The organism is Actinomadura rubrisoli, assembly GCF_004349215.1.
Lineage (GTDB): Bacteria > Actinomycetota > Actinomycetes > Streptosporangiales > Streptosporangiaceae > Spirillospora > Spirillospora rubrisoli.
On record NZ_SMKU01000060.1, the window covers coordinates 16,537 to 35,539 of the forward strand.

12 protein-coding genes are annotated in these 19,003 nt (G+C 74.4%); 7 read left to right on the forward strand and 5 right to left on the reverse strand.

Going from position 1 to position 19,003, the window contains the following annotated elements:
- Positions 1–49: 49 nt before the first annotated feature.
- Complete coding sequence (locus tag E1298_RS14445) at positions 50–7,609, reverse strand: type I polyketide synthase (protein WP_131893314.1); 7,560 nt, start codon at positions 7,607–7,609, stop codon at positions 50–52.
- Between the two features lie 240 nt (positions 7,610–7,849).
- Here E1298_RS14445 and E1298_RS14450 point away from each other — a divergent pair, with 240 nt between their 5' ends.
- On the forward strand, positions 7,850–8,125 hold the full coding sequence (locus E1298_RS14450; RefSeq protein WP_131893316.1) for a DUF6504 family protein: 276 nt from the start codon (positions 7,850–7,852) through the stop codon (positions 8,123–8,125).
- 7 nt (positions 8,126–8,132) lie between these two features.
- Positions 8,133–11,531 carry a DNA polymerase III subunit alpha gene (locus tag E1298_RS14455; protein ID WP_131893317.1) on the forward strand — a complete coding sequence of 1,133 codons (3,399 nt, stop codon included), beginning with the start codon at positions 8,133–8,135 and terminating at the stop codon, positions 11,529–11,531.
- Here the strand turns inward: E1298_RS14455 and E1298_RS14460 are convergent.
- From E1298_RS14460 to E1298_RS14475, 4 genes are all read right to left on the reverse strand, one after another.
- Positions 11,528–12,208: a DUF4328 domain-containing protein gene (locus E1298_RS14460; RefSeq protein WP_131893319.1), complete on the reverse strand. Its 681-nt coding sequence runs from the start codon at positions 12,206–12,208 to the stop codon at positions 11,528–11,530. The two genes, E1298_RS14455 and E1298_RS14460, sit on opposite strands and share 4 nt — an antisense overlap.
- A 103-nt stretch (positions 12,209–12,311) precedes the next feature.
- The gene (locus E1298_RS14465; RefSeq protein WP_243725584.1) at positions 12,312–12,653 is read right to left on the reverse strand and encodes a hypothetical protein; all 342 of its coding nucleotides are present in this window, start codon (positions 12,651–12,653) and stop codon (positions 12,312–12,314) included.
- A 66-nt stretch (positions 12,654–12,719) separates the two neighbouring features.
- Positions 12,720–13,370: a response regulator gene (locus tag E1298_RS14470; RefSeq protein WP_131893323.1), complete on the reverse strand. Its 651-nt coding sequence runs from the start codon at positions 13,368–13,370 to the stop codon at positions 12,720–12,722.
- Between the two features lie 13 nt (positions 13,371–13,383).
- On the reverse strand, positions 13,384–14,601 hold the full coding sequence (locus tag E1298_RS14475; RefSeq protein WP_131893325.1) for a sensor histidine kinase: 1,218 nt from the start codon (positions 14,599–14,601) through the stop codon (positions 13,384–13,386).
- 119 nt (positions 14,602–14,720) lie between these two features.
- Here E1298_RS14475 and E1298_RS48075 point away from each other — a divergent pair, with 119 nt between their 5' ends.
- The 5 genes from E1298_RS48075 to E1298_RS14495 all read left to right on the forward strand — a co-directional run bounded on the left by E1298_RS48075 (position 14,721) and on the right by E1298_RS14495 (position 18,964).
- The gene (locus E1298_RS48075; RefSeq protein WP_165975458.1) at positions 14,721–14,897 is read left to right on the forward strand and encodes a hypothetical protein; all 177 of its coding nucleotides are present in this window, start codon (positions 14,721–14,723) and stop codon (positions 14,895–14,897) included.
- On the forward strand, positions 14,894–15,586 hold the full coding sequence (locus E1298_RS14480) for an ABC transporter ATP-binding protein (RefSeq protein WP_131893327.1): 693 nt from the start codon (positions 14,894–14,896) through the stop codon (positions 15,584–15,586). The genes E1298_RS48075 and E1298_RS14480 overlap by 4 nt, the downstream gene beginning before the upstream one ends.
- Complete coding sequence (locus tag E1298_RS14485; protein WP_131893329.1) at positions 15,586–17,565, forward strand: ABC transporter permease; 1,980 nt, start codon at positions 15,586–15,588, stop codon at positions 17,563–17,565. Before E1298_RS14480 ends, E1298_RS14485 begins: the two co-directional genes overlap by 1 nt.
- Before the next feature lie 187 nt (positions 17,566–17,752).
- Positions 17,753–17,986, forward strand: coding sequence for a hypothetical protein (locus E1298_RS14490; protein ID WP_131893331.1), 234 nt, complete (start codon positions 17,753–17,755; stop codon positions 17,984–17,986).
- Between the two features lie 180 nt (positions 17,987–18,166).
- Complete coding sequence (locus tag E1298_RS14495; protein WP_131893333.1) at positions 18,167–18,964, forward strand: methyltransferase domain-containing protein; 798 nt, start codon at positions 18,167–18,169, stop codon at positions 18,962–18,964.
- Positions 18,965–19,003 lie beyond the last annotated feature (39 nt).

The following is a 19,003-nucleotide window of genomic DNA, read 5'->3' on the forward strand; positions in this document are numbered from 1 at the left end:
TGAAGAGCAGGGCCGTCTGACGGCCTAACACGGACCGTCTGGTCTCCGGTCAGGAGGACGCCGGTTCCACCACCGCGCCGTCGTTCTGGACCGTCCCATCGGCGTCGGCCTGCGTGGGCGGCTCGGCCTCGGCCTCGGAGGCGACCAGGCCCAGGCGGGTCAGGATGATGCGGGAGATCTCGGTGATCGTGCCGGCGCTGCGGACGAGTTCCATCGGCGGGATGTCCAGCCCGAGATGCTCGCGCAGCATGACCAGCAGTTCGGCGCCCATCAGCGAGTCCAGGCCGTACTCGTCCAGCCGCCGGTCGTGGTCGAGCTGGTCGGCGGGCATCTGGAACACCTCGGCCAGGAACATCGCCAGGTAGCCGGCGATCCGCCGCTGCGCCTCCGATCGGGGAAGGGCGGCCAGCTCCCGTACCAGCTCCTCGCGGGTCTGGCCGCCGGCCGGCGACATCGGCGGCATCAGCATGCTGTAGCGGGGTGTGGCCAAGCTGCCGACCAGTTCCCGCAGTCGTCCCCAGTTGTAGCGGCCGACCCCGGCCACGTCCTGCTCACCGGTCAGCAGCCGGCCCGCGGCGGTGAGCGCCTCGTCGGTGGTGACGGTCTCGACGCCGAGCCGGGCCATGTTGCCGGCCAGCTCGTTGCGGGCGACGTAGCCGGTCTCGCCCAGCGCCCCCCAGGCGATCGCCAGGCCCGGCAGGCCGGCCTGGAGGCGCTGCCGCACCAGCGCCTCCAGGTACAGGTTGCCGGCGACGTAGTTGGTCTGGCCCGGCTGTCCGATGAACCCGGCGGAGGAGGAGTACATCAGGAAGAACTCCAGTTCCCGGTCTCGGGTCAGGGCGTCCAGGACGGAGGCGACGGCGACCTTGGGCGCCAGGGACGCGGCCATCCGCTCGTCCGACAGGTTGACCAGCAGGTCGTCGTCGACGTGCATCGCCGAGTGCACCACTCCGCGCAGCGGGTGCCCGCCGGCGTCGATGCCGTCCAGGACGGCGCGCATCGCCGGCAGGTCGGTGGCGTCGAGGGCCTGGACGGTGGCGTGGACGCCCCGCTCCGCCAGGTCCGCCAGGAGCCGGTCGGCGCCGGGGGTGCCGGCGCCTCGCCGGCCGATCAGTGTCAGGTGGCGGGCGCCGAGATCGGCCAGCCAGCGGGCGGTCGCCGCACCGAATCCGCCCAGTCCGCCCACCACCAGATAGGTGGCGCCGGGATCGAGGCGGGGGCGCCGGGAAAGGCGTTCGACCCGCGGTGCCTCGTCCAGCGGGTCGAAGGCGATGACGACCTTGCCGATGTGGCGGGAATGCTGCAGCAGGTGGAACGCCTCCTGGACGCGGGCGGCGGGGAAGACGCGGTGCGGCAGGGGCCGGTAGGCGCCGGCGGCGATCCGCGTGGCGATCTCGTCGTAGTGGGGTGCCAGGCACCGTGGATCGTTCATCAACCGCGTCAGATCCAGGGCGGCGAAGGTGATGTTGTTCTTGAACGCCCCCAGCAGCAGGGGCTTGTTCTCGTAGATGTCGCGTTTGCCCAGTTCGATGAACCGGCCGCCCGGCGCGAGTGTCTCCAGGCCGCGGGCGATGGCCTCGCCCGACAGCGAGTTGAGCACGACGTCGACGCCGCGGCCTCGGGTCAGCTCCATGATCTGCTCGCCGAAGTCCAGGCTCCGCGAGTCGAAGACGTGCTCGACACCCATCGCCCGCAGCAGATCCCGTTTGGCGGACGTGCCGGCGGTGGCGATCACCTGGGCGCCGCGGTGTCCGGCGTACTGCAGGGTCGCCATGCCCACCCCGCCGGCCGCGCCGTGCACCAGCACCGTTTCGCCCGGACGCACCCGGGCCAGTTGCTCCAGTGCGTAGTGAACGGTGAGGAAGGCCACCGGCAGCGTCACCGCCTCGGTGAACGACATGGTCGGCGGAATCGGTGAGACCGCGTGCTCGACGGTGCGCACCTGGGTGCCCATGGCCGACAGGCCGAGCGCGACCACGCGGTCCCCCGGCGCGACGGTGGTCACCGCCGATCCGACGGCGGCCACCACACCGGCGTACTCCACCCCCAGCCCCTGTTCCATGCGCCGGTCCTGAGCGGCCTCGGCGGGCAGCAGCCCGACCGCCAGCATGATGTCGCGGTAGTTGAGCGCCGCGGCCGCCACGTCGATGACGACCTCGTCGGCCTCCGGCTCCAGCGGCCCGGTCTCCACCCAGGCCAGCCGGTAGGACAATCCGGGCTCGCGCACCCGCAGCCGGTAGGCCGCCGGACACCGGCCCGAGGCGGCCTCGGCGGGCGCGGTACGGACGGGAGGCAGGGGCGTCGCGCGCGGCACGAAACGCCCGCCCCGGGTCAGCACGATCTCGTCCTCGTCGTCGGGCGCGGTGAGCTCGGCCACCAGCCGGCGGGCGTCGGTCTCGGCCTCGCCGGTGCGGTCCAGCGACACACGCCGCACCCGCAGGCCCGGTTCCTCGTTGCCGAGCGAGCGCGCCACGCCCCATGCCGCGGCGTCGGCGGGCTCCAGCGCCCGCTCAGGCGCGGGTTGAACCCCGCTGGGCCGGGTGACCAGCCAGAACGCCGTCGGCTCTTGGCCGGGACGGTGGACGCCCGCGATGGTGCGCATGAGCGCGGCGCGCCGGGTGGCCTGCCGGACCAGGCCGTCGGCGTCCTCGGCGCCGTCCTCGCCCAGCAGCAGGACGATGCCGGCCCGGTCGGCGTCGGGCAGCGGACCGGCCAGAGCCTCGGAGGCCAGGCCGCTGCCGGCGTTCACGACGGCCGCGCCCCGCGCCGCCGAACGCAGCCGGTTCGCCACGGCCTCGGCGAGCACGTCGTCACGGGCGCTCTCGGTCACCACCAGCCACCCGGTGGCACCATCGGCGTGGGCCGCCGGGTGCTGTGCGTCCTGGTCGGCGCAGGTGGAGGCGAGGATGACCGAGTAGTGGTCCCGGCACGGCCGGCGATCGTCGCCGGTTTGCGCGACGTCGGGGAAGCCGCACCGCCGCAGCAGCGGTGCCCACCGGTCGCGCGGCAGGAGCAGCGAACGGGGCCGCAGTTCGGGGTCGGCGATGTTCCAGAAGCTGTCGAGAGCCCCGAAGAACATGACCAGAAGTTCCGGGTCGTGCGCCTCGACGGCCAGGAGCCGGCCGCCGGGCGCCAGTAGTCCCGCCACCCGGCGCAGGGCCGCGGCCAGGTCCCCGGCCACATGCAAGGCGTGGCCGGCGATCACGATGTCGAAGGTGCCCGGTGTGAAACCCTGACCGGCCGGGTCGGCGTTCAGGTCCAGAGTGCGGTACTCGACGAAGTCATGGTCGGCGAACCGTTTCTGGGCCCGGTTGAAGAAGAGCGGCGAGACGTCGGTGTAGACGTACCGTGTGCGGTCGGCCGGCAGCAGGGGAAGCAGGGCGGCGGTTATGCCGCCGGTGCCCGCGCCGACCTCCAGGATCCGCAGAGGCCGGTCGCCGGGCCATCGCGCGACGATCCGGCGCATCAGGGCCTGGGCGATGCGGTTGTGGAACCGCACCGCCGGGGCCAGGTCGTAGAGCTGCTCCAGGGACTCCAAGGCCCCGTCGGGCATCAGCAGCTCCAGTGGGTCGCACGTGCCCCGCAGGATCTCTGGCAGATGCTGGGCGACGCGCGCGGTCAGGAGGCTTTCGGCGCTGTTGGCCGGATGGCAGATGATCGAGTCGCGCAGGAGCCGCCGCGCGTCGTCCCGGCCCTGGCCGGTGGCCAGCAGCCACCGTCCTGGCTCTTCGGCCGTCATCAGGCCGTGCCGCTGCATGAGCGGCGCCGTCAGCTCGATGAGCCGGCCGTGGTCCGGTCGCATCCCCGCTGTGATGAGGTCCTGGACCCCGAAGGGCTCGGCCGGTGCCGCCAGCAGGCCACGGATCGCTTCGGCGAAGGAGTGCGCGACCACCTCCAGGACCCGGGCGGCCCCAGGGCCGTAGTCCTGCCGGTGCCAGTCGGCGCGCAACTCGGAGATCTCTTCGGCGGCGGCGTCCACGACCTGCGCCGGGGACGGCAGCGGGCTGCGTTCGGCTGGTTCGTCCGGACGCGGAGCGGCCCGCAGCACCACCTGATGCCGCGACAGCGGCACGCCCTGCCTGATCTCGTAGCGGCGCAGCCGGCAGCCCTCGATCTCGACGGCGACCGCACCGTGCTCGTCGGTCACGACGATGTCCCAGCACATCTCGGTCTGGGTGCGGGAGCGGTGACGGACATGGACGAACCCGGCCTGACCGGGCCGCTCCCACACCCGCACCGCCTCGATCGCCGACGGCAGGTACCCCCGCCCGTCGGCCAGCAGACCGGCCAGCAGCGGAACGCCCGCCTGCAACGCCCCGTCCAGCAGCGCCGGATGCACTTCATACCGGTCGGCCCGCCGATCGGCCGCGGGGTCGTGCCGGTAGGCGGCCAGCACTTCGGTCTCGCCGCTGCGGAACCCGGTCAGGACGCGGAAGGCGGGCCCGTAGCGCAGCCCGAACCGGTCGGCCAGAGCGTAGTGCTCCTCAGCGCCGGTGCCGCATCCCAGCCGGGCCCGCAGTGCCTCCAGGTCCAGCGCCGGCGGCCGGGGGCGCAGGAGCCGCCGCACCTGCCCGCGGGCGTACTCGGCCATCTCCCCGCCGCCGGTCTCGGCGCCGGCGATGGTCGCCACCCCGTCCTCGGCCGACAGCGAGACCTGGACGTGGACGCCGCCCTCGTCGCCCCACGGCACCACCAGCGGCCGCATGATCTCCATGTGCCGTACCTCGGCGGCCGCGTCGAAGGCCCGGCGGCCGGCCGCCAGCAGCATCTCCACGTGCCCGGTGGCCGGCATGACGACCGAGCCGCCGACGCGGTGGTCGGCCAGCCACGGCACCAGCACCGGTTCGATGCGGCCGTACCAGGTCGGCTCCAGCACGGGCAGCCGCTCGCCCAGCAGCGGATGGTCGATCCGGCCGTCGCCGATGGAGCGCACCCAGGAGTCCGGACCGCCGGTCCAGTGGCGTTCGCGCTGCCAAGGGTAGGCGGGCAGGTCCACCACCTTCCCCGGGCGCGGGAAGGGGATCCGCCAGTCCAGCTCGGCGCCGGCGGCGATCAGGGTGGTGAGGGCGGTCTCCACCGCCTGCGTGCCGCTGACGCCGTCGTCGCCGTGCCGCAGGGTAGGCAGGGTCACCGCGCCGTTGCCCGACTGGCGGGTCTTGCCGTCCTGGCGGGCGGCGATGACGCGGCGCAGGTAGGGCCGGACGACCGGCTGTGGGCCGACCTCGGCGAACAGCTCGAACCCCATGTCCAGCAGCGTCTCCACGGCCGGTGCGAACAGCACCGGTTCGCGCACGGTGCGCGCCCAGTACTCGGCGTCCAGGGCGGTGCCCTCCAGCGGGCCGCCGGTCAGCGTCGAGACGAACGGCACGCGGGCCGCCGCCGGCTTCAGCTTCGCCAGTGTCCGTTCCAGCGTGTCCCGTACGCCGTCCATCGCCGCGCTGTGGAAGGCGTAGTCCAGCTCCAGCTCGCGGAAGACCACCTGCCGCAGGGCCAGCTCTGTGACCAGCAGCTTGAGCTGGCCGGCCGGACCCGACACCGTGACGTGATCGCCGGCGTTGACCGCGGCCACCTCGACCCCGGGAAAGCCGGGCAGGATCTCCTCCACCTCCCGGCGCTCCAGGCCGACCGCGACCATCCGGCCCGCACCGGCCGTCGGGGCCTGCGCCCGGCTGCGTTCGGCCAGCACGCGCGTCGCGTCGGCCAGGGTGAGGATTCCGGCGGCGTAGGCGGCGGGGATCTCCCCGACGCTGTGACCGACCACCGCCGCCGGTTCCACGCCCCGGGCGCGCAGCATGTGCACCAGTCCCACCTGGACGGCGAACAGCATCGGCTGGGCGACCTCGGTGGCCGACAACCGCCATTCGCCGGGCGGCAGGGCCATCTCCCGGGCCACCGACCACTCCAGGTAGGAGGCCAGCTCGGCGTCCACGGCCTCGACCGCCGCCCGGAACACCGCGTCACCGGCCAGCAGGTCGGAGCCCATTCCCGCCCATTGCGATCCGTTGCCCGGGAACACCAGCACGACCCCGCCGTTGCCCACCGCCTTGGCGGCAGCCACCGAGCGCAGCCGGCCGGCCGCCTCGGCGGCGCCGGCCGCCAGCACGGCGGCGCGGTAAGGGTGCCTTCCCCTCCGGCGGCAGGTGGTGTGGGCGATGTCGTAGAACTCCTGCTGGGACGCGCCGTCCAGCCGATCGGCCAGCCGCGCGGCCGCCTCGGCCGCCGCGCCGGGTGTCCGCGCCGTCACCACCACCGGAACCGCCTCGCCCACCGGTTCCCCGGGGGAGCCCGCGGCGGGCGAGGGCGGTGCGGTGAGCAGGACGTGGGCGTTTGTACCGCCGAACCCGAAGGAGTTCACGCCCACCACCGGGCGCTCCACCCCCGCGACCGGCCGCGGCTCGGGGACGGTGGCCAGGTTGAGCCCGGCGAAGTCGATGTCGAGACTGGGCGGATCGGTGTGCAGCGACGCGGGGATGATGCCGTGCCGCAGCACCAGCAGGGCCTTGAACAACCCCGCCATGCCCGAGGCGGGCTCCAGATGGCCCAGGTTGGACTTCACCGATCCGATCGGCAGCGCGCCGGTGCCGCGGTCGACGGCCAGGGCGCGTCCGATGGCGTGGGCCTCGATCGGGTCGCCGACCGGGGTGCCGGTGCCGTGCGCCTCCAGGTACACCAGCTCGTCAGGGTGCACCCCGGCCCGCCGGTAGGCCCGCCGCAGCAGGTCCGCCTGGGCGTCGGCGCTGGGCAGAGCCAGCCCCATGGTCCTGCCGTCGCTGTTGGCCGCGCTGCCGAGGATGACGCCGTGGACCCGGTCGCCGTCGGCCAGCGCGTCGGCCAGCCGCTTGAGCACCACCAGCCCGGCGCCCTCGGCCCGCACATACCCGTCGGCGCCCGCTGAGAACGACCGGCACCGCCCGGTCGGTGACAGCATCGACGCCTGGGAGAACCCGATGTAGTGGTACGGGCTCAGCAGCGCGTTGACGCCTCCGCACAGCGCCGTGGGGCTGGTGCCCTCCAGCAGCGTCTTGCAGGCACGATCCAGAGCCACCAGCGCCGAGGAGCAGGCGGTGTCCACCGCCATGCTCGGCCCGCGCAGGTCCAGGAAGTGCGACAGCCGATTGGCCGCGATCGAAGAGGCCGCGCCCGGCATGGTGTAAGGATTGACGGTGTCGGTCGCCAGCATCTGCAGCGCCCCGTAGGAGGTGTCGGAGATGCCCACGTACACGGCGGCATCGGTCCCCGCCCAGGTGGCCGGATCGATGGCGGCATCGTCCAGCGCCTCGGCCGCCATCTCCAGCAGCAGGCGGTGCTGGGGATCCATTTGCGCGGCCTCGCGCGGCGAGATCCCGAAATAGCCGGCGTCGAAACCGGCCACGTCGCCCAGGAACCCACCGGCGGCGGTATAACTCTTGCCCTTGCGCGGCATCGACTCATCGACGAACCGGTCGGCCTCGAACCGGTCCGGCGGCACCTGCCCGACCAGATCACGCCCCGTGCTGAGCGCCTCCCACAACTGGTCCAGGTCATCGATGCCGCCGGGGAACCGGCACGCGGCCCCCACGATCGCGATGGCCTCCGCCTGTCCGGTGTCCCCGTCCGTGTTCTCACCCATGGCATCCTCCGAGCCTTGACCTCACCCTTAGTAAAATAACCATCGCCGAACGTAATTGACACGTGGGGAGGGGAGGGATTCACGCCGTGCCTGAGCGACGCCCGAACGGCACTGACGGGCGCCGGTCGAGGCAAGCCCCCGCCTTGCCTCCCGGTCGCGCGCCTCTCTAGACTCGCCTGCGAACGTATGTTCGAGTGGCCGCATGTCTTCCCCCGTGCGGTGAGCGCGAGGGGGAGGCAGATGACACGCGTGTTCGGCGATCCGGTCGACGTCTGGGTGAGCGATGGACGTCCGGTCCGGTTCGTCTGGCGTGGCCGGCTCTACACCGTGCGGCGGGTGCTGGAGCACTGGGTCACGACCCGTGACTGGTGGCGGGAGCAGCAGCCCGACGGCGAGGCCACCGGAGAACGGGAGTTCTGGAGGGTCGAGGCCACCCCGGACAGGGAGATCGGGGTGTACGAGCTGCGCTACGACGCCGCGTCCGACACCTGGCTGCTCTCCCGCGTGTGGGACTGAGGCCGCCGTGCACCTGCATGTCGCCTCCGCCTACTCGCTCCGGTACGGCGTGGCGCCGCCCGCCGCGCTGGCCCGCCGCGCCGCCGAGCTCGGCATGGAGACCCTGGCCGTGACCGACCGCGACGGCCTGTACGGCGCGGTCCGGCACGTCCGGGCGTGCGGCGAGGCGGGCATCGGCGCCGTGGTCGGCGCCGACCTCGGCCCCTTCGGCCCGGAGGGCGGGCGGGCCGTGGTGCTCGCCGCCGGGCGGGCCGGGTGGCGGTCGCTGTGCCGGCTGGTCACGGCGGCGCACGAGGCGGGCGAGCGGGGCCGTCCGGTGGTGGACCGGGAGCTGGTCGGCGCGCACGCCGAGGGCCTGGTGGTGCTGCTCGGCCCCGCGTCCGACGTCGGACGGGCCATCGCGGCGCGGCGGCCGGACGAGGCGGCCCGGCGGCTGGCGGCCTGGCGGGAGACGGCCGAGACGGTGATCGAGATCGTCAACCACCACGACGCCGGCGACGGGCACCGGGCCGCCCGGATGCTCGCCCTGGCCCGCGGCGCCGGGGTCCCCGCGGTGCTGACGAACGCCGTCCGCTACCTGGAGCCGGCCGACCACCCGGTCGCGCAGGTGCTGGACGTGACGCGGCGGCTCGTCCCGCTGGACCGGCGGCACCTGGACGACCGGACCGGGCACGCCTACCTCAAGTCCGTGCCGGAGATGCGCCGGGTCGCCGAGCTGAGCTGCGGCCCGGACCGGGACGAGGCGAGCGCGCTCCTCGCGGCGACCCGGCGGCTGTCGGAGCGCTGCGTCCTGGACCCGGGCCGCGACCTCGGCATGGACCGGGCGCACCTGCCCGAGATCGAGGGCGACGCCTGCGCGCGCCTCGCCGCGCGGTGCGCGGAGGGGATGGCCGGGCGCGGGCTGGAGCGTTCGAGGGCGGCGGCGGACCGGCTCGCGAGCGAGCTCGGCGTGATCGCCCGCAAGGGGCTGGCCGCCTACTTCCTCACGGTCGCCGACGCCGCCGCGCTGATCCGGGCGCGCGGCATCCGCTGCGCGATCCGCGGCTCGGGCGCGGGCAGCCTGGTCAACCACCTGCTCGGCATCGGCGACCTCGACCCGCTCCGGCACGGCCTGGTGATGGAGCGGTTCCTCGCCGACAGCCGCGAGGGGCTGCCCGACATCGACCTGGACGTGGAGTCGGCGCGGCGGCTGGAGGCGTACGAGGCGCTGTTCGACCGGTTCGGCGCCGGGAGCACGGCGTGCGTGTCGATGATGGAGACCTACCGGGCGCGCAGCGCGATCCGCGACGTCGGCAATGCGATCGGGCTGCCGCCGCAGGAGATCGACGCGATCGCCAAGGCGTTCCCGCACATCCGGGCGAGCCAGATCGGCGCCGCGCTGGACGACCTGCCCGAGCTGCGGCAGAGCAACCTGGCGAAGGGGCGCCTGGAGGTGCTGTTCCGGATCGCCGAGCGGCTGGACGGGCTGCCCCGCCACATCGCGATGCACCCGTGCGGCGTCCTGCTGTCGAACGCGACGCTGCGTGACCGCACGCCGCTGGAGCGCAGCGCGGCCGGGTTCCCGATGAGCCAGTTCGACAAGGCCGACGTCGAGGCGATGGGCCTGCTGAAGCTCGACGTCATCGGGGTGCGGATGCAGTCGGCGATGGCGCACGCGGTCGCGGAGGCCGCGCGGGTGTCGGGGGAGGAGATCGATCTGGAGGCCGTCCCGCGCGACGATCCGGCGACGTTCGCGCTGATCCGCACGTCCCGGACGCTCGGCTGCTTCCAGATCGAGTCGCCGGGGCAGCGGGAGCTGATCGGCCGGCTCCAGCCGCGCGACCTGGACGACCTGGTCATCGACATCTCGCTGTTCCGCCCGGGCCCGGTCGCCTCCGACATGGTGACGCCGTTCCTGGACGCGCGCGGCGGGCGCCGGGAGCCGGACTACGCGCACCCCGACCTGGTGCCGGTGCTGCGGGAGAGCCTCGGCGTGGTGATCTTCCACGAGCAGGTGCTGCGCGTCCTGGACGTGATGACCGGCTGCGGCCTGTCCCGGGCGGAGGCGGCGCGGCGCGCCCTGGGCGACGAACGCGGGCAGGCCGCGGTGGGCGCGTGGTTCCGCGACCGCGCCCTCGCCCGCGGCTACGGCGAGGCGGCCGTGGAGCGGGTCTGGCGGACGCTGACCGCGTTCGGCGCGTTCGGGTTCTGCAAGGCCCACGCCGCGTCGTTCGCGCTGCCCACCTACCAGTCGGCGTGGCTGAAACGGCACCACACCGCGGCGTTCTACGCCGGTGTCCTCACCCACGACCCCGGCATGTACCCCAAGCGCGTCATCCTGGGCGACGCCCGCCACTTCGGCGTCCCGATCCTCCCGCTGGACGTCAACCGGTCGGCCGTGGACTGGCACGCCGAGCCGGTCTCCGCGGGCGGGACGACCGGGATCCGGGTCGCGCTGAGCGAGGTCAGGGGGATCACCGACGCGGAGGCCGACCGGATCGTCGCCGGACGGCCCTACGGCTCGCTGACCGACTTCTGGCGCCGCGCCCGGGTGTCCCGCCCGATCGCCGAGCGGCTCGTCCTGGCCGGGGCGTTCGACGCGCTCTACGCGGCGCCGGAGGTGCCGCGCCGCGACCTGCTCTGCCAGGTCGGCGCGCTCGACCGCGTCACCGCCCGTCCGGGACGCGGCGTCGCGGCGGGGCAGCTCCCGCTCGGCTACGAGGACGGAGACGAGGACGGTGACGGCGGCGGTGCGCTGCCGGGCCTGGAGACCGGGCCCGCCGAGCGGATCCCCGCGGGCGGGCTGCCGCCGATGACGCCCGCCGAGGTCGTCGAGGCGGAGCTGGACATCCTCGGCCTGGACGTGAGCCGGCACGTGCTGAGCTTCTACGACGGGCTGCTGGCGGCCCTCGGGGTCGTCCGCGCCGCCGACCTGCCGGACCGGCCCGCCGGGAGCGAGGTGCTGGTCGCGGGGGTGAAGGTCGCCACGCAGACCCCGGCGGTCAGATCGGGGCAGCGCGTCATCTTCGCCACGCTGGACGACGCGACCGGCCCGATCGACCTGGCGTTCTTCGAGTCGGTGCAGGACCGGTGCGCCGCCACCGTGTTCGGGTCGTGGCTGATGGTCGTCCGGGGGCGGGTCCGGCACGCGGGGGCGCGGGCGGTGTCCGTCACCGCCGCCGCCTGCTGGGACCTGGCCACCCTGAACGAGGAGTGGCGGCGTGGCGGGACGGACGCCGTCCGCACCGCCATGGCCTGGACGGGTGGCTCGCAGGGCCGTCCGGTAGGCCGCCGGATCGTCCACCCCACAGGCTTCGCGACCTCCCCCTACGCCGACATCGGCCACGCGGGTCCGGCCGTCAAACGACCTCCAGCCGCGCGCCTCTGGCATGCGAGCGGTGGCAGCTCCGGACCCACCCGGCCTTAGGAATCGCGGGCGACCTGGAGGCGGGTGATCTGGAAGACGGTGGCCATGCACAGCGCCGCGGCCAGGGCCTGGCAGGCCGCGGCGGCGACGCCGACGTGGACGTCGAAGCGGGCCTCGGCGAGGGTATCGACGCTGCCGCCGGTGAACATGCGGGCGAGCAGCAGGCCGACCAGGACGCACGCCCACCAGCCGGCCACGACGAGGCCCGCCGCCTGCCGCTCGGCCGTCCGGTACCGGCCACTGTTCACCCACACCTCGTAGACCATGCGCGGCGGCAGCCACAGGTTCACCACGGGGCACAGCCAGCCGAGCACCACCCACGCCCGGTGGTGCCGGTGCGGGCCCGGCGACTGCCCGTACGCCCGCCACAGCCAGGCGAGGTAGAGCAGGCCCGTGACGCCCGCCATGACCCCGCCGATCAGGAACACGTCGGAGTACGGCGCCAGCGCCCGGCCCGTCGCGTCCGGGTCATAGGTGTCGTGGGTCGCGCCGCGTAACGGGTGCGCCAGCCGGAGCAGGCTGATCCCCGATCCGAGCGCGATGAACGCGTTGAAGCCGAGCAGCATGAAGACGGCCACGCCGACGGCGCGGAAGTCGCGCCGCCGCGCCCATGCCCCGCACGCCGGGCAGCGGGCGACCTCGGTCGGGATGATGTCGCCGCACAGCGCACACGGCATGAGTCACCTCCGAGGTTTTGTGCTTTGTTGCTTTGGATACTACGTAGGTTTGACTTGCGACGCCCCCCGAGGGTTCGCCCGCCCGGGACGGTAATTCGGCGTGTCAGAGGATCAGCCGCTCCGCCGCGAGGGTCGCGGCGGCGGTGAGGACGCCCCACGCCGCCAGCCGCCGCAGCCCGCCCGTGGCCAGGAGCCGCTCGGGGCGCAGGCCCGTCACCAGCGCCAGCGCCCACCACTCGGCGGTGAGCGCGATCATCGCGTACAGCGAGCCGAAGCCGACGAGGGAGAAGGTCAGGACGACCGCCGCCGGGGTCACCGTGTGCGCGAACAGGGCGGGCCCGCGCGAGGGGCCGTGCAGGCCGCGCCGCAGCCCGGCGAGGATCACGCCCCATCCCGTCGCGCACAGGATCCACACGGCCAGCACCGTGGTGGGCAGGCCGCTCATCGACTCCGGTGCCAGTGCCCTGTCCCCCCGCGTGCGCTCGTCGGTCGTCCGTCCGTGGCGTGCCGGTCAGCCCATGAGGCCCGTCTCCCAGGCCCACGCGGCCGTCTCGACGCGGTTGCGGGCGCCGAGCTTGCGCTGGACGCTGCCGAGGTGCGTCTTGACCGTGGACAGCGACACGAACAGCTCCTCTGCGATCTCCTCGTTCGTCCGGCCGCGCGCGACGAGCCGGACGACGTCCAACTCGCGCTCGGTGAGGGCCTCGCGGGGCGGCGCGGGCGGCTCGGCCCGCGGCGTCGCCAGCCGCTCCAGCAGCCGGACGGTGATGGACGGGGAGACCAGCGCCTCGCCGTTCGCGGCCGCGCGCACGGCCTCCACCAGCAGGGCGGGGCCGCTGTCCTTGAGCAGGAACCCGACCGCGCCGCCGCGCAGCGCCCCGTACACGTACTCGTCCATGTCGAACGTCGTGACGATGACCACGCGCAGCGGGTCGGCGACGTCCGGGCCGGCGAGCAGGCGGGTGGCCTCCAGGCCGTCCATCTTCGGCATCCGGATGTCGAACAGGCACACGTCGGGGCGGAGGCGGCGGGCCAGCGCGACGGCGTCGGCGCCGTCGGCGGCCTCCCCGACCACCTCCATGTCGGGCTGCGAGTCGATGATCATCCGGAACCCGGTCCGGACCATCTCCTGGTCGTCGGCGATCAGCGTGCGGATGGTCACGGGCCCGATTCTCTCAGCTCTCGCGGGCGCCCTGGCCGGGCAGCACGGCGACGACCTCCCAGCCGCCCTCGGGGCGCGGGCCCGCGCGCAGCCGCCCGCCCAGCGCGTCCACCCGCTCGGCCAGCCCGGCCAGCCCGAACCCGCTGGACGGCAGGCGCCGCCCGCGCCCCTGCCCGTCGTCCCGCACGGCCACCTCGATCGAGTCGCCGCCCACCCGCGCGACCGTGACCCGGACGGACGCGGCGTCCGCGGCGTGCTTGCGGACGTTGGTCAGCGCCTCCTGCACCACGCGGTGGACGGACGTGGCGACCTCGGGCGGCAGCGCGCCGAGGTCGGGGGCGAGCACGAGGGTCGCCGGCGGGTGGGTGAACCCCTCGACGAGCTCCCGCACCTGCGCCAGGTCCCCGACGGGACGGGTCCTGGTGCCCCGGTCGCCGTCCGCCCTCGCGCCCGCCCCGGCGTCCCCGTCCGGCGCGCCGACGTTCTGCGCGTCCCGCAGGAGCCCCACCATGCGGCGCATCGAGGTGAGCGCCTCGGTGCCCGCCTTCTCGATCCCCGCGAACATCGTGTCGAGCTGGTCGGGGGACTGCGCCGTCCCCGACTGCGCCGCGAACCGCGCGGCCTGCGCCTGGACGACGATGCCCGTCACGTGGTGGGCGACGAAGTCGTGCAGGTCACGGGCGAGGTCCAGCCGCTCGTCCCGGCGCGCCGCCGACAGCGACCGGGACCGCCGGGCGTCCACCGCGCGCAGGTAGAGCCCGACGCCGAGCGCGATCGCGACGAGGATGCCGAGCGGCGCGGTGAACAGCACCGCCGCGACCGGCGACCAGCGCAGCGGGATGGTCAGCACCACCGCGGCGAGCGGGACGGTGAGGGGGATGAGCCGGTCGCGGCGCACCTTCCACACAGACCGCGCGATGACCAGGAGCAGGGCGCCGACCTCGGCGAACACGCTCGGGTTGCTGAGATCGGGGCGCACCGCCATCCCGAGGAACAGCGTGCTGAGCGCCGACAGCACGGCGGCGGCCATCGCCAGCGGGATCAGGTGCCGGACGGAGACCGCCGCGGCGTTGGCCACGGCGGCGAGGACGATCATCCACAGGCCCGGCACGTCCCCGGCCTCGATCAGGCAGGCCAGCAGGAACAGGGCCGCGAAGCCGCCGTAGGCGATGCGCAGGAGGCAGCCGCCCACCGATTGGATGCGGTCCAGCCCCGTCCCCGTGTCGTTCATGGTCCCGCAGGCTACGACCCCCGGGCGACCCCCGGATCGACCATTCGGCCGATGTCGCGCCTCATGGACGGGCCGCCCGTCCGATGTGGGCGGCCTGCCGCTCACCGCACGATGAGGGCATGTACCTGATCTATGCACCCCTCATCGCCGTGTTCGCCGTGTTCGTGATCTACGGGGGCCTCGTGATGCCCGCCATGGAGATCGTCCAGTCCGTCCGGAGGCGCCGCCCGGACGAGCCGCCCGGCGCCGATGTCGTCGAGCTGCGCCCCGAGGACGACCGGCGGGTCGCGGCGTGACCGAGCCGGTCGAGCCCGTCCTGTCCGGACGCGGCCTGGTCAAGCGCTTCGGCCCCGCCGTCGCGCTGGACGGCGTGGACCTCGCCGCGGGCCGCGCCGAGACCGTGGCGATCATGGGCCCGAGCGGCTCGGGAAAATCCACGCTGCTGCACTGCCTGGCCGGGATCATGAAGCCGGACGCGGGGGAGGTGCGCCTGCTCGGGCAGCGGATCGACGCGCTCGGCGAGCGCCGCCGCAGCGCCCTGCGCCGGTCCCGGTTCGGGTTCGTCTTCCAGTTCGGGCAGCTGCTGCCCGAGCTGCCCGCCGACGAGAACGTGGCGCTCCCGCTGATGCTGGACGGCACGTCCCGCGCGGAGGCGGTGCGGGCGGCCCGCGCCTGGTTCCGGCCGCTCGGCCTCGCCGGGATGGAGAACCGCCGTCCCGGCGAGCTGTCCGGCGGGCAGGCGCAGCGCGTCGCGATTGCGCGGGCCCTCGTCACCGGCCCCGCCGTGGTGTTCGCGGACGAGCCGACCGGCGCGCTCGACCAGACGACCGGCCATGACACCATGCGGCTGCTGGTGGAGGCGACCAGGCACAACGGCGCGTCCCTGATCGTGGTCACGCACGACCCCGCCGTCGCCCGCTGGTGCGACCGGACGGTCGAGGTGCGCGACGGCCGCCTGCGGCACACCGCCGCCGAGGCCGCGTGATGCGGACGGAGCTGCGGCTGTCCTGGCGGCTGCTGCGCGGCGGCGGCCCGCGCGGCCTTCTCGGCTCCCTGCTCACCCTCGCCGCCGTGGCCGTCTCGACCGGGCTCCTGCTGTTCGCCGTGGGCGCCAACCACGCGTTCGGGCAGCGGGCCGACGCCGACGCATGGCGGCACCCGGACAAGGCCAAGGGGACGGCGACGGTCATCGAGGCGCTGTCGACCGACTACGTCCGGGGCAGGCCGATCACGGTCGTCGACCTGGCGGCCCTGGGCGACCGGCCGCCGGTGCCGCCCGGCATGGAGCGGTTCCCGAAGCCCGGCGAGGTCTGGGCGTCGCCCGCGCTCGTCCGCCTGTCGAAGGACATGCCCGCCGGGCAGCTCGCGCAGCGCCTCCCCGCACCCGCCGGGACGCTCGGACGGGCCGCGCTCGTCCACCCGGGCGAGCTCGTCGCGGTCGTCGGCCGGACCGCCGGGGACCCGGCGATGACGGCGCCCCGGACCGACCCGAACGGCATGCACGCCGCCGCCGCGCCGACCCGGATCGACCGGTTCGGCTCCGGCGCGGTGTCCCCGCGGGCGCAGCTGTACCAGGCGTTGATGCTCCTGGCGTCCGCCCTGATGGTCGTCCCGCTGCTGGTGTTCGGGGGCGCCGCGGCGCGGCTCACCGTCGCGCGGCGGGACGGGCGGCTGGCCGCGCTGCGGCTGGTCGGCGCGACCCCGGGTCAGGTGGTCGCGATCACCACCGCCGAGGCCGTGCTGACCGCGGCGGCGGGCGCCCTCGCCGGCGCCCTGCTGTACGCGGCGTCGATGCCCGCGCTCGCGCACATCACGATCGCGGGCGGCGGCTGGTTCGCCCGCGACCTGTGGCCCGCCCCGCCCGCGCTCGCGGCCGTCCTCCTCGCGGTGCCCGTCCTCGTCGGCGTCAGCGCGGTCGCCGGGCTGCGCCGGGTGGTCGTCAGCCCGCTCGGCGTCGCGCGCCGCCAGACCCCGCCCGGGATGCGCGCCGCCCGGCTCGTCGCGTTCCTCGGCGTCCTGACCGCCTTCGCCGCCGTCGGCGGCAACCTCCTGGGCATGGGACGGCTCGGCCTTGCGATCCTGCTCGTCTTCCTCGCCCTCGCCTTCCTCGCCATCAACCTGGCCGGGCCGTTCGTCGTGGCGCTGATCGGCCGCGCGATGGCGGGCATGGCGCGCCGGCCCGCGCGGCTGCTCGCGGGACGCCGCCTGATGGACGACCCGCGCTCGGCCTGGCGGACCGTCGCGGGCGTCGCGCTCACCGGCTTCGTCGCGGGCTTCCTCGCGCTGATGAACCCGTCCGCGTCCACGTTCGGGCCGACCGACCGCCTCCGGCTGACCGTCCCGCACGTGCGCTCCGCGGCCGTCGCGGACCAGGTGACGGGACGGCTCGCCGGGATCGAGGCGCGAGTGGCGGTGAAGAGCGCCGCGACGGAGGCCGGGCGGCAGGGCGACGACACCGTGACGGTCACCGTCCCCGGCGGTGCGGCCGCCGTCGACCGGGCGCGCACCGCGCTGGCCGGCGTGGTCCCCGGCACGGTCGCCACCACCCCGTCCGACGACGACGCCACCGACCGGGAACTGCTGGCCGACCTGCGCACAGGTGCGCTCACCGTGCTCGCCGTGTCGTTCCTCATCGCCGTCACCAGCGCGGGCATCACGGGGGCGTCCGCGGTGCTGGACCGGCGGCAGACCTACGCGATGCTGCGCCTCGCGGGCACGCCGCTGTCGGTGCTCGACCGGGCGCGGCGGCAGGAGATCTTCGTCCCGCTGCTGGTGATGGGCGGCGGCTCCCTGCTGACGGGGATGTTCTTCGCCTCGCCCTTCGCCGTGGAGTTCGGCCTTCGCGGCCTGGCGACCCTCGGCGCGTTCGTCGTCCTCGGCTTCGGCGGAATCCTCGGCGCCGGCGCCCTCAGCCGCCCGCTCCTACGAGCGGTCACCACCGACCCGGCACCACGCCCCGACTAGCCCGTTGGGGGCCGAAAATCTGTTCGAAGAATGTCAGTGGTGATGCGTAGGTTGAGCATGTGATCTCGGAGACATCCGGGAACACGAGCCGAACCAAGTGGCTTGTTCAGACGTACCAAGGGGTATGTGACAACCGGTGGCACCCGCACAGGCGCGGCCCACCGGGCTTAAGGAAGGGGTGTTGGCAGTGAGCGAAGCGACCGGCACATTCCATCTTTCCCACCCGCGGCTTGACGGGCCCGCCGAGCGGACCGTCGTGCAGCCGTGGCTCACCGAGCTCTCTCATCTGACGCTGAACGCCTACGCCGAGACCCTGCCCGCCCTGGCCGTGGTCGAGGCGCTTCCCGTCCAGCCCCCCACCCCGGTCCCCGTCCCGGCCGTCCGCGCGTCGCGCGGCCGCCGCATCGCGCTGGCCGCCTAACCGTCTGGCCGTCCTGCCGTTTGGCCGTCTGGCCGCATGAGCATCGATCGAGGCCGAGGCGATCCCGCCTCGGCCTCGACGCATGCCCGGACCTGCAAGCGTCTTGCATATTGAGATTCGTTTCTCAGGGTTTGAGAAGTCGGCGTAGGGTCGGGGCCATCGCACAGAGAGGTGATCCCGATGACCGCGTACACCCATGGCCACCACAAGAGCGTGCTCAGCTCCCACCAGTGGCGGACGGCCGAGAACTCCGCCGCCTACCTGATCGGACACCTGCGCCCCGGGCAGTCGGTGCTGGACGTGGGCTGCGGACCGGGAACCATCACCGCCGGGCTGGCCCAGCGCGTCGCCCCGGGACGGGTCACCGCCGTGGACGCGGCCGAGGTGGTGCTGGCCGAGGCCCGCAAGAGCGCCGCCGCCCACGGGCTCGGCAACGTCGACTTCGCCGTGGCCGACGTCCACGCCCTGGACTACGACGACGGCACGTTCGACGTCGTCCACGCCCACCAGGTCCTGCAGCACGTGGCCGACCCCGTCCAGGCGCTGCGCGAGATGCGCCGCGTCACCCGCCCCGGCGGGATCGTCGCGGCCCGGGACGCCGACTTCGGCGGCATGGTCTGGTACCCCGACCCGCCGGGAATGGACTCCTGGCTGCCCGTCTACTACAAGGTGGCGCGCGGAAACGGCGGCGAGCCCGACGCCGGGCGGCGCCTGGCCTCCTGGGCCCGCGAGGCGGGCTTCGCCGACGTCACCGCGTCCGCGTCGAGCTGGTGCTACTCCACTCCCGAGGAGCGCGAGTGGTGGAGCGAGTCGTGGGGCGGCCGGATGCTCGACTCTCCCGTCGCCGACCGCGCCGTGGCCGGCGGGCAGGCGACCCGCGAGGAGCTGCGGCGGATCTACGACGGCTGGAAGACCTGGGCCGCCGCGGACGACGGCTGGTACGCCGTCCTGCACGGCGAGATCATCTGCCGCGCCTGAGAGGGCGCCCCGCCCCGGCGGGCGGGGCGCCCTCTCAGG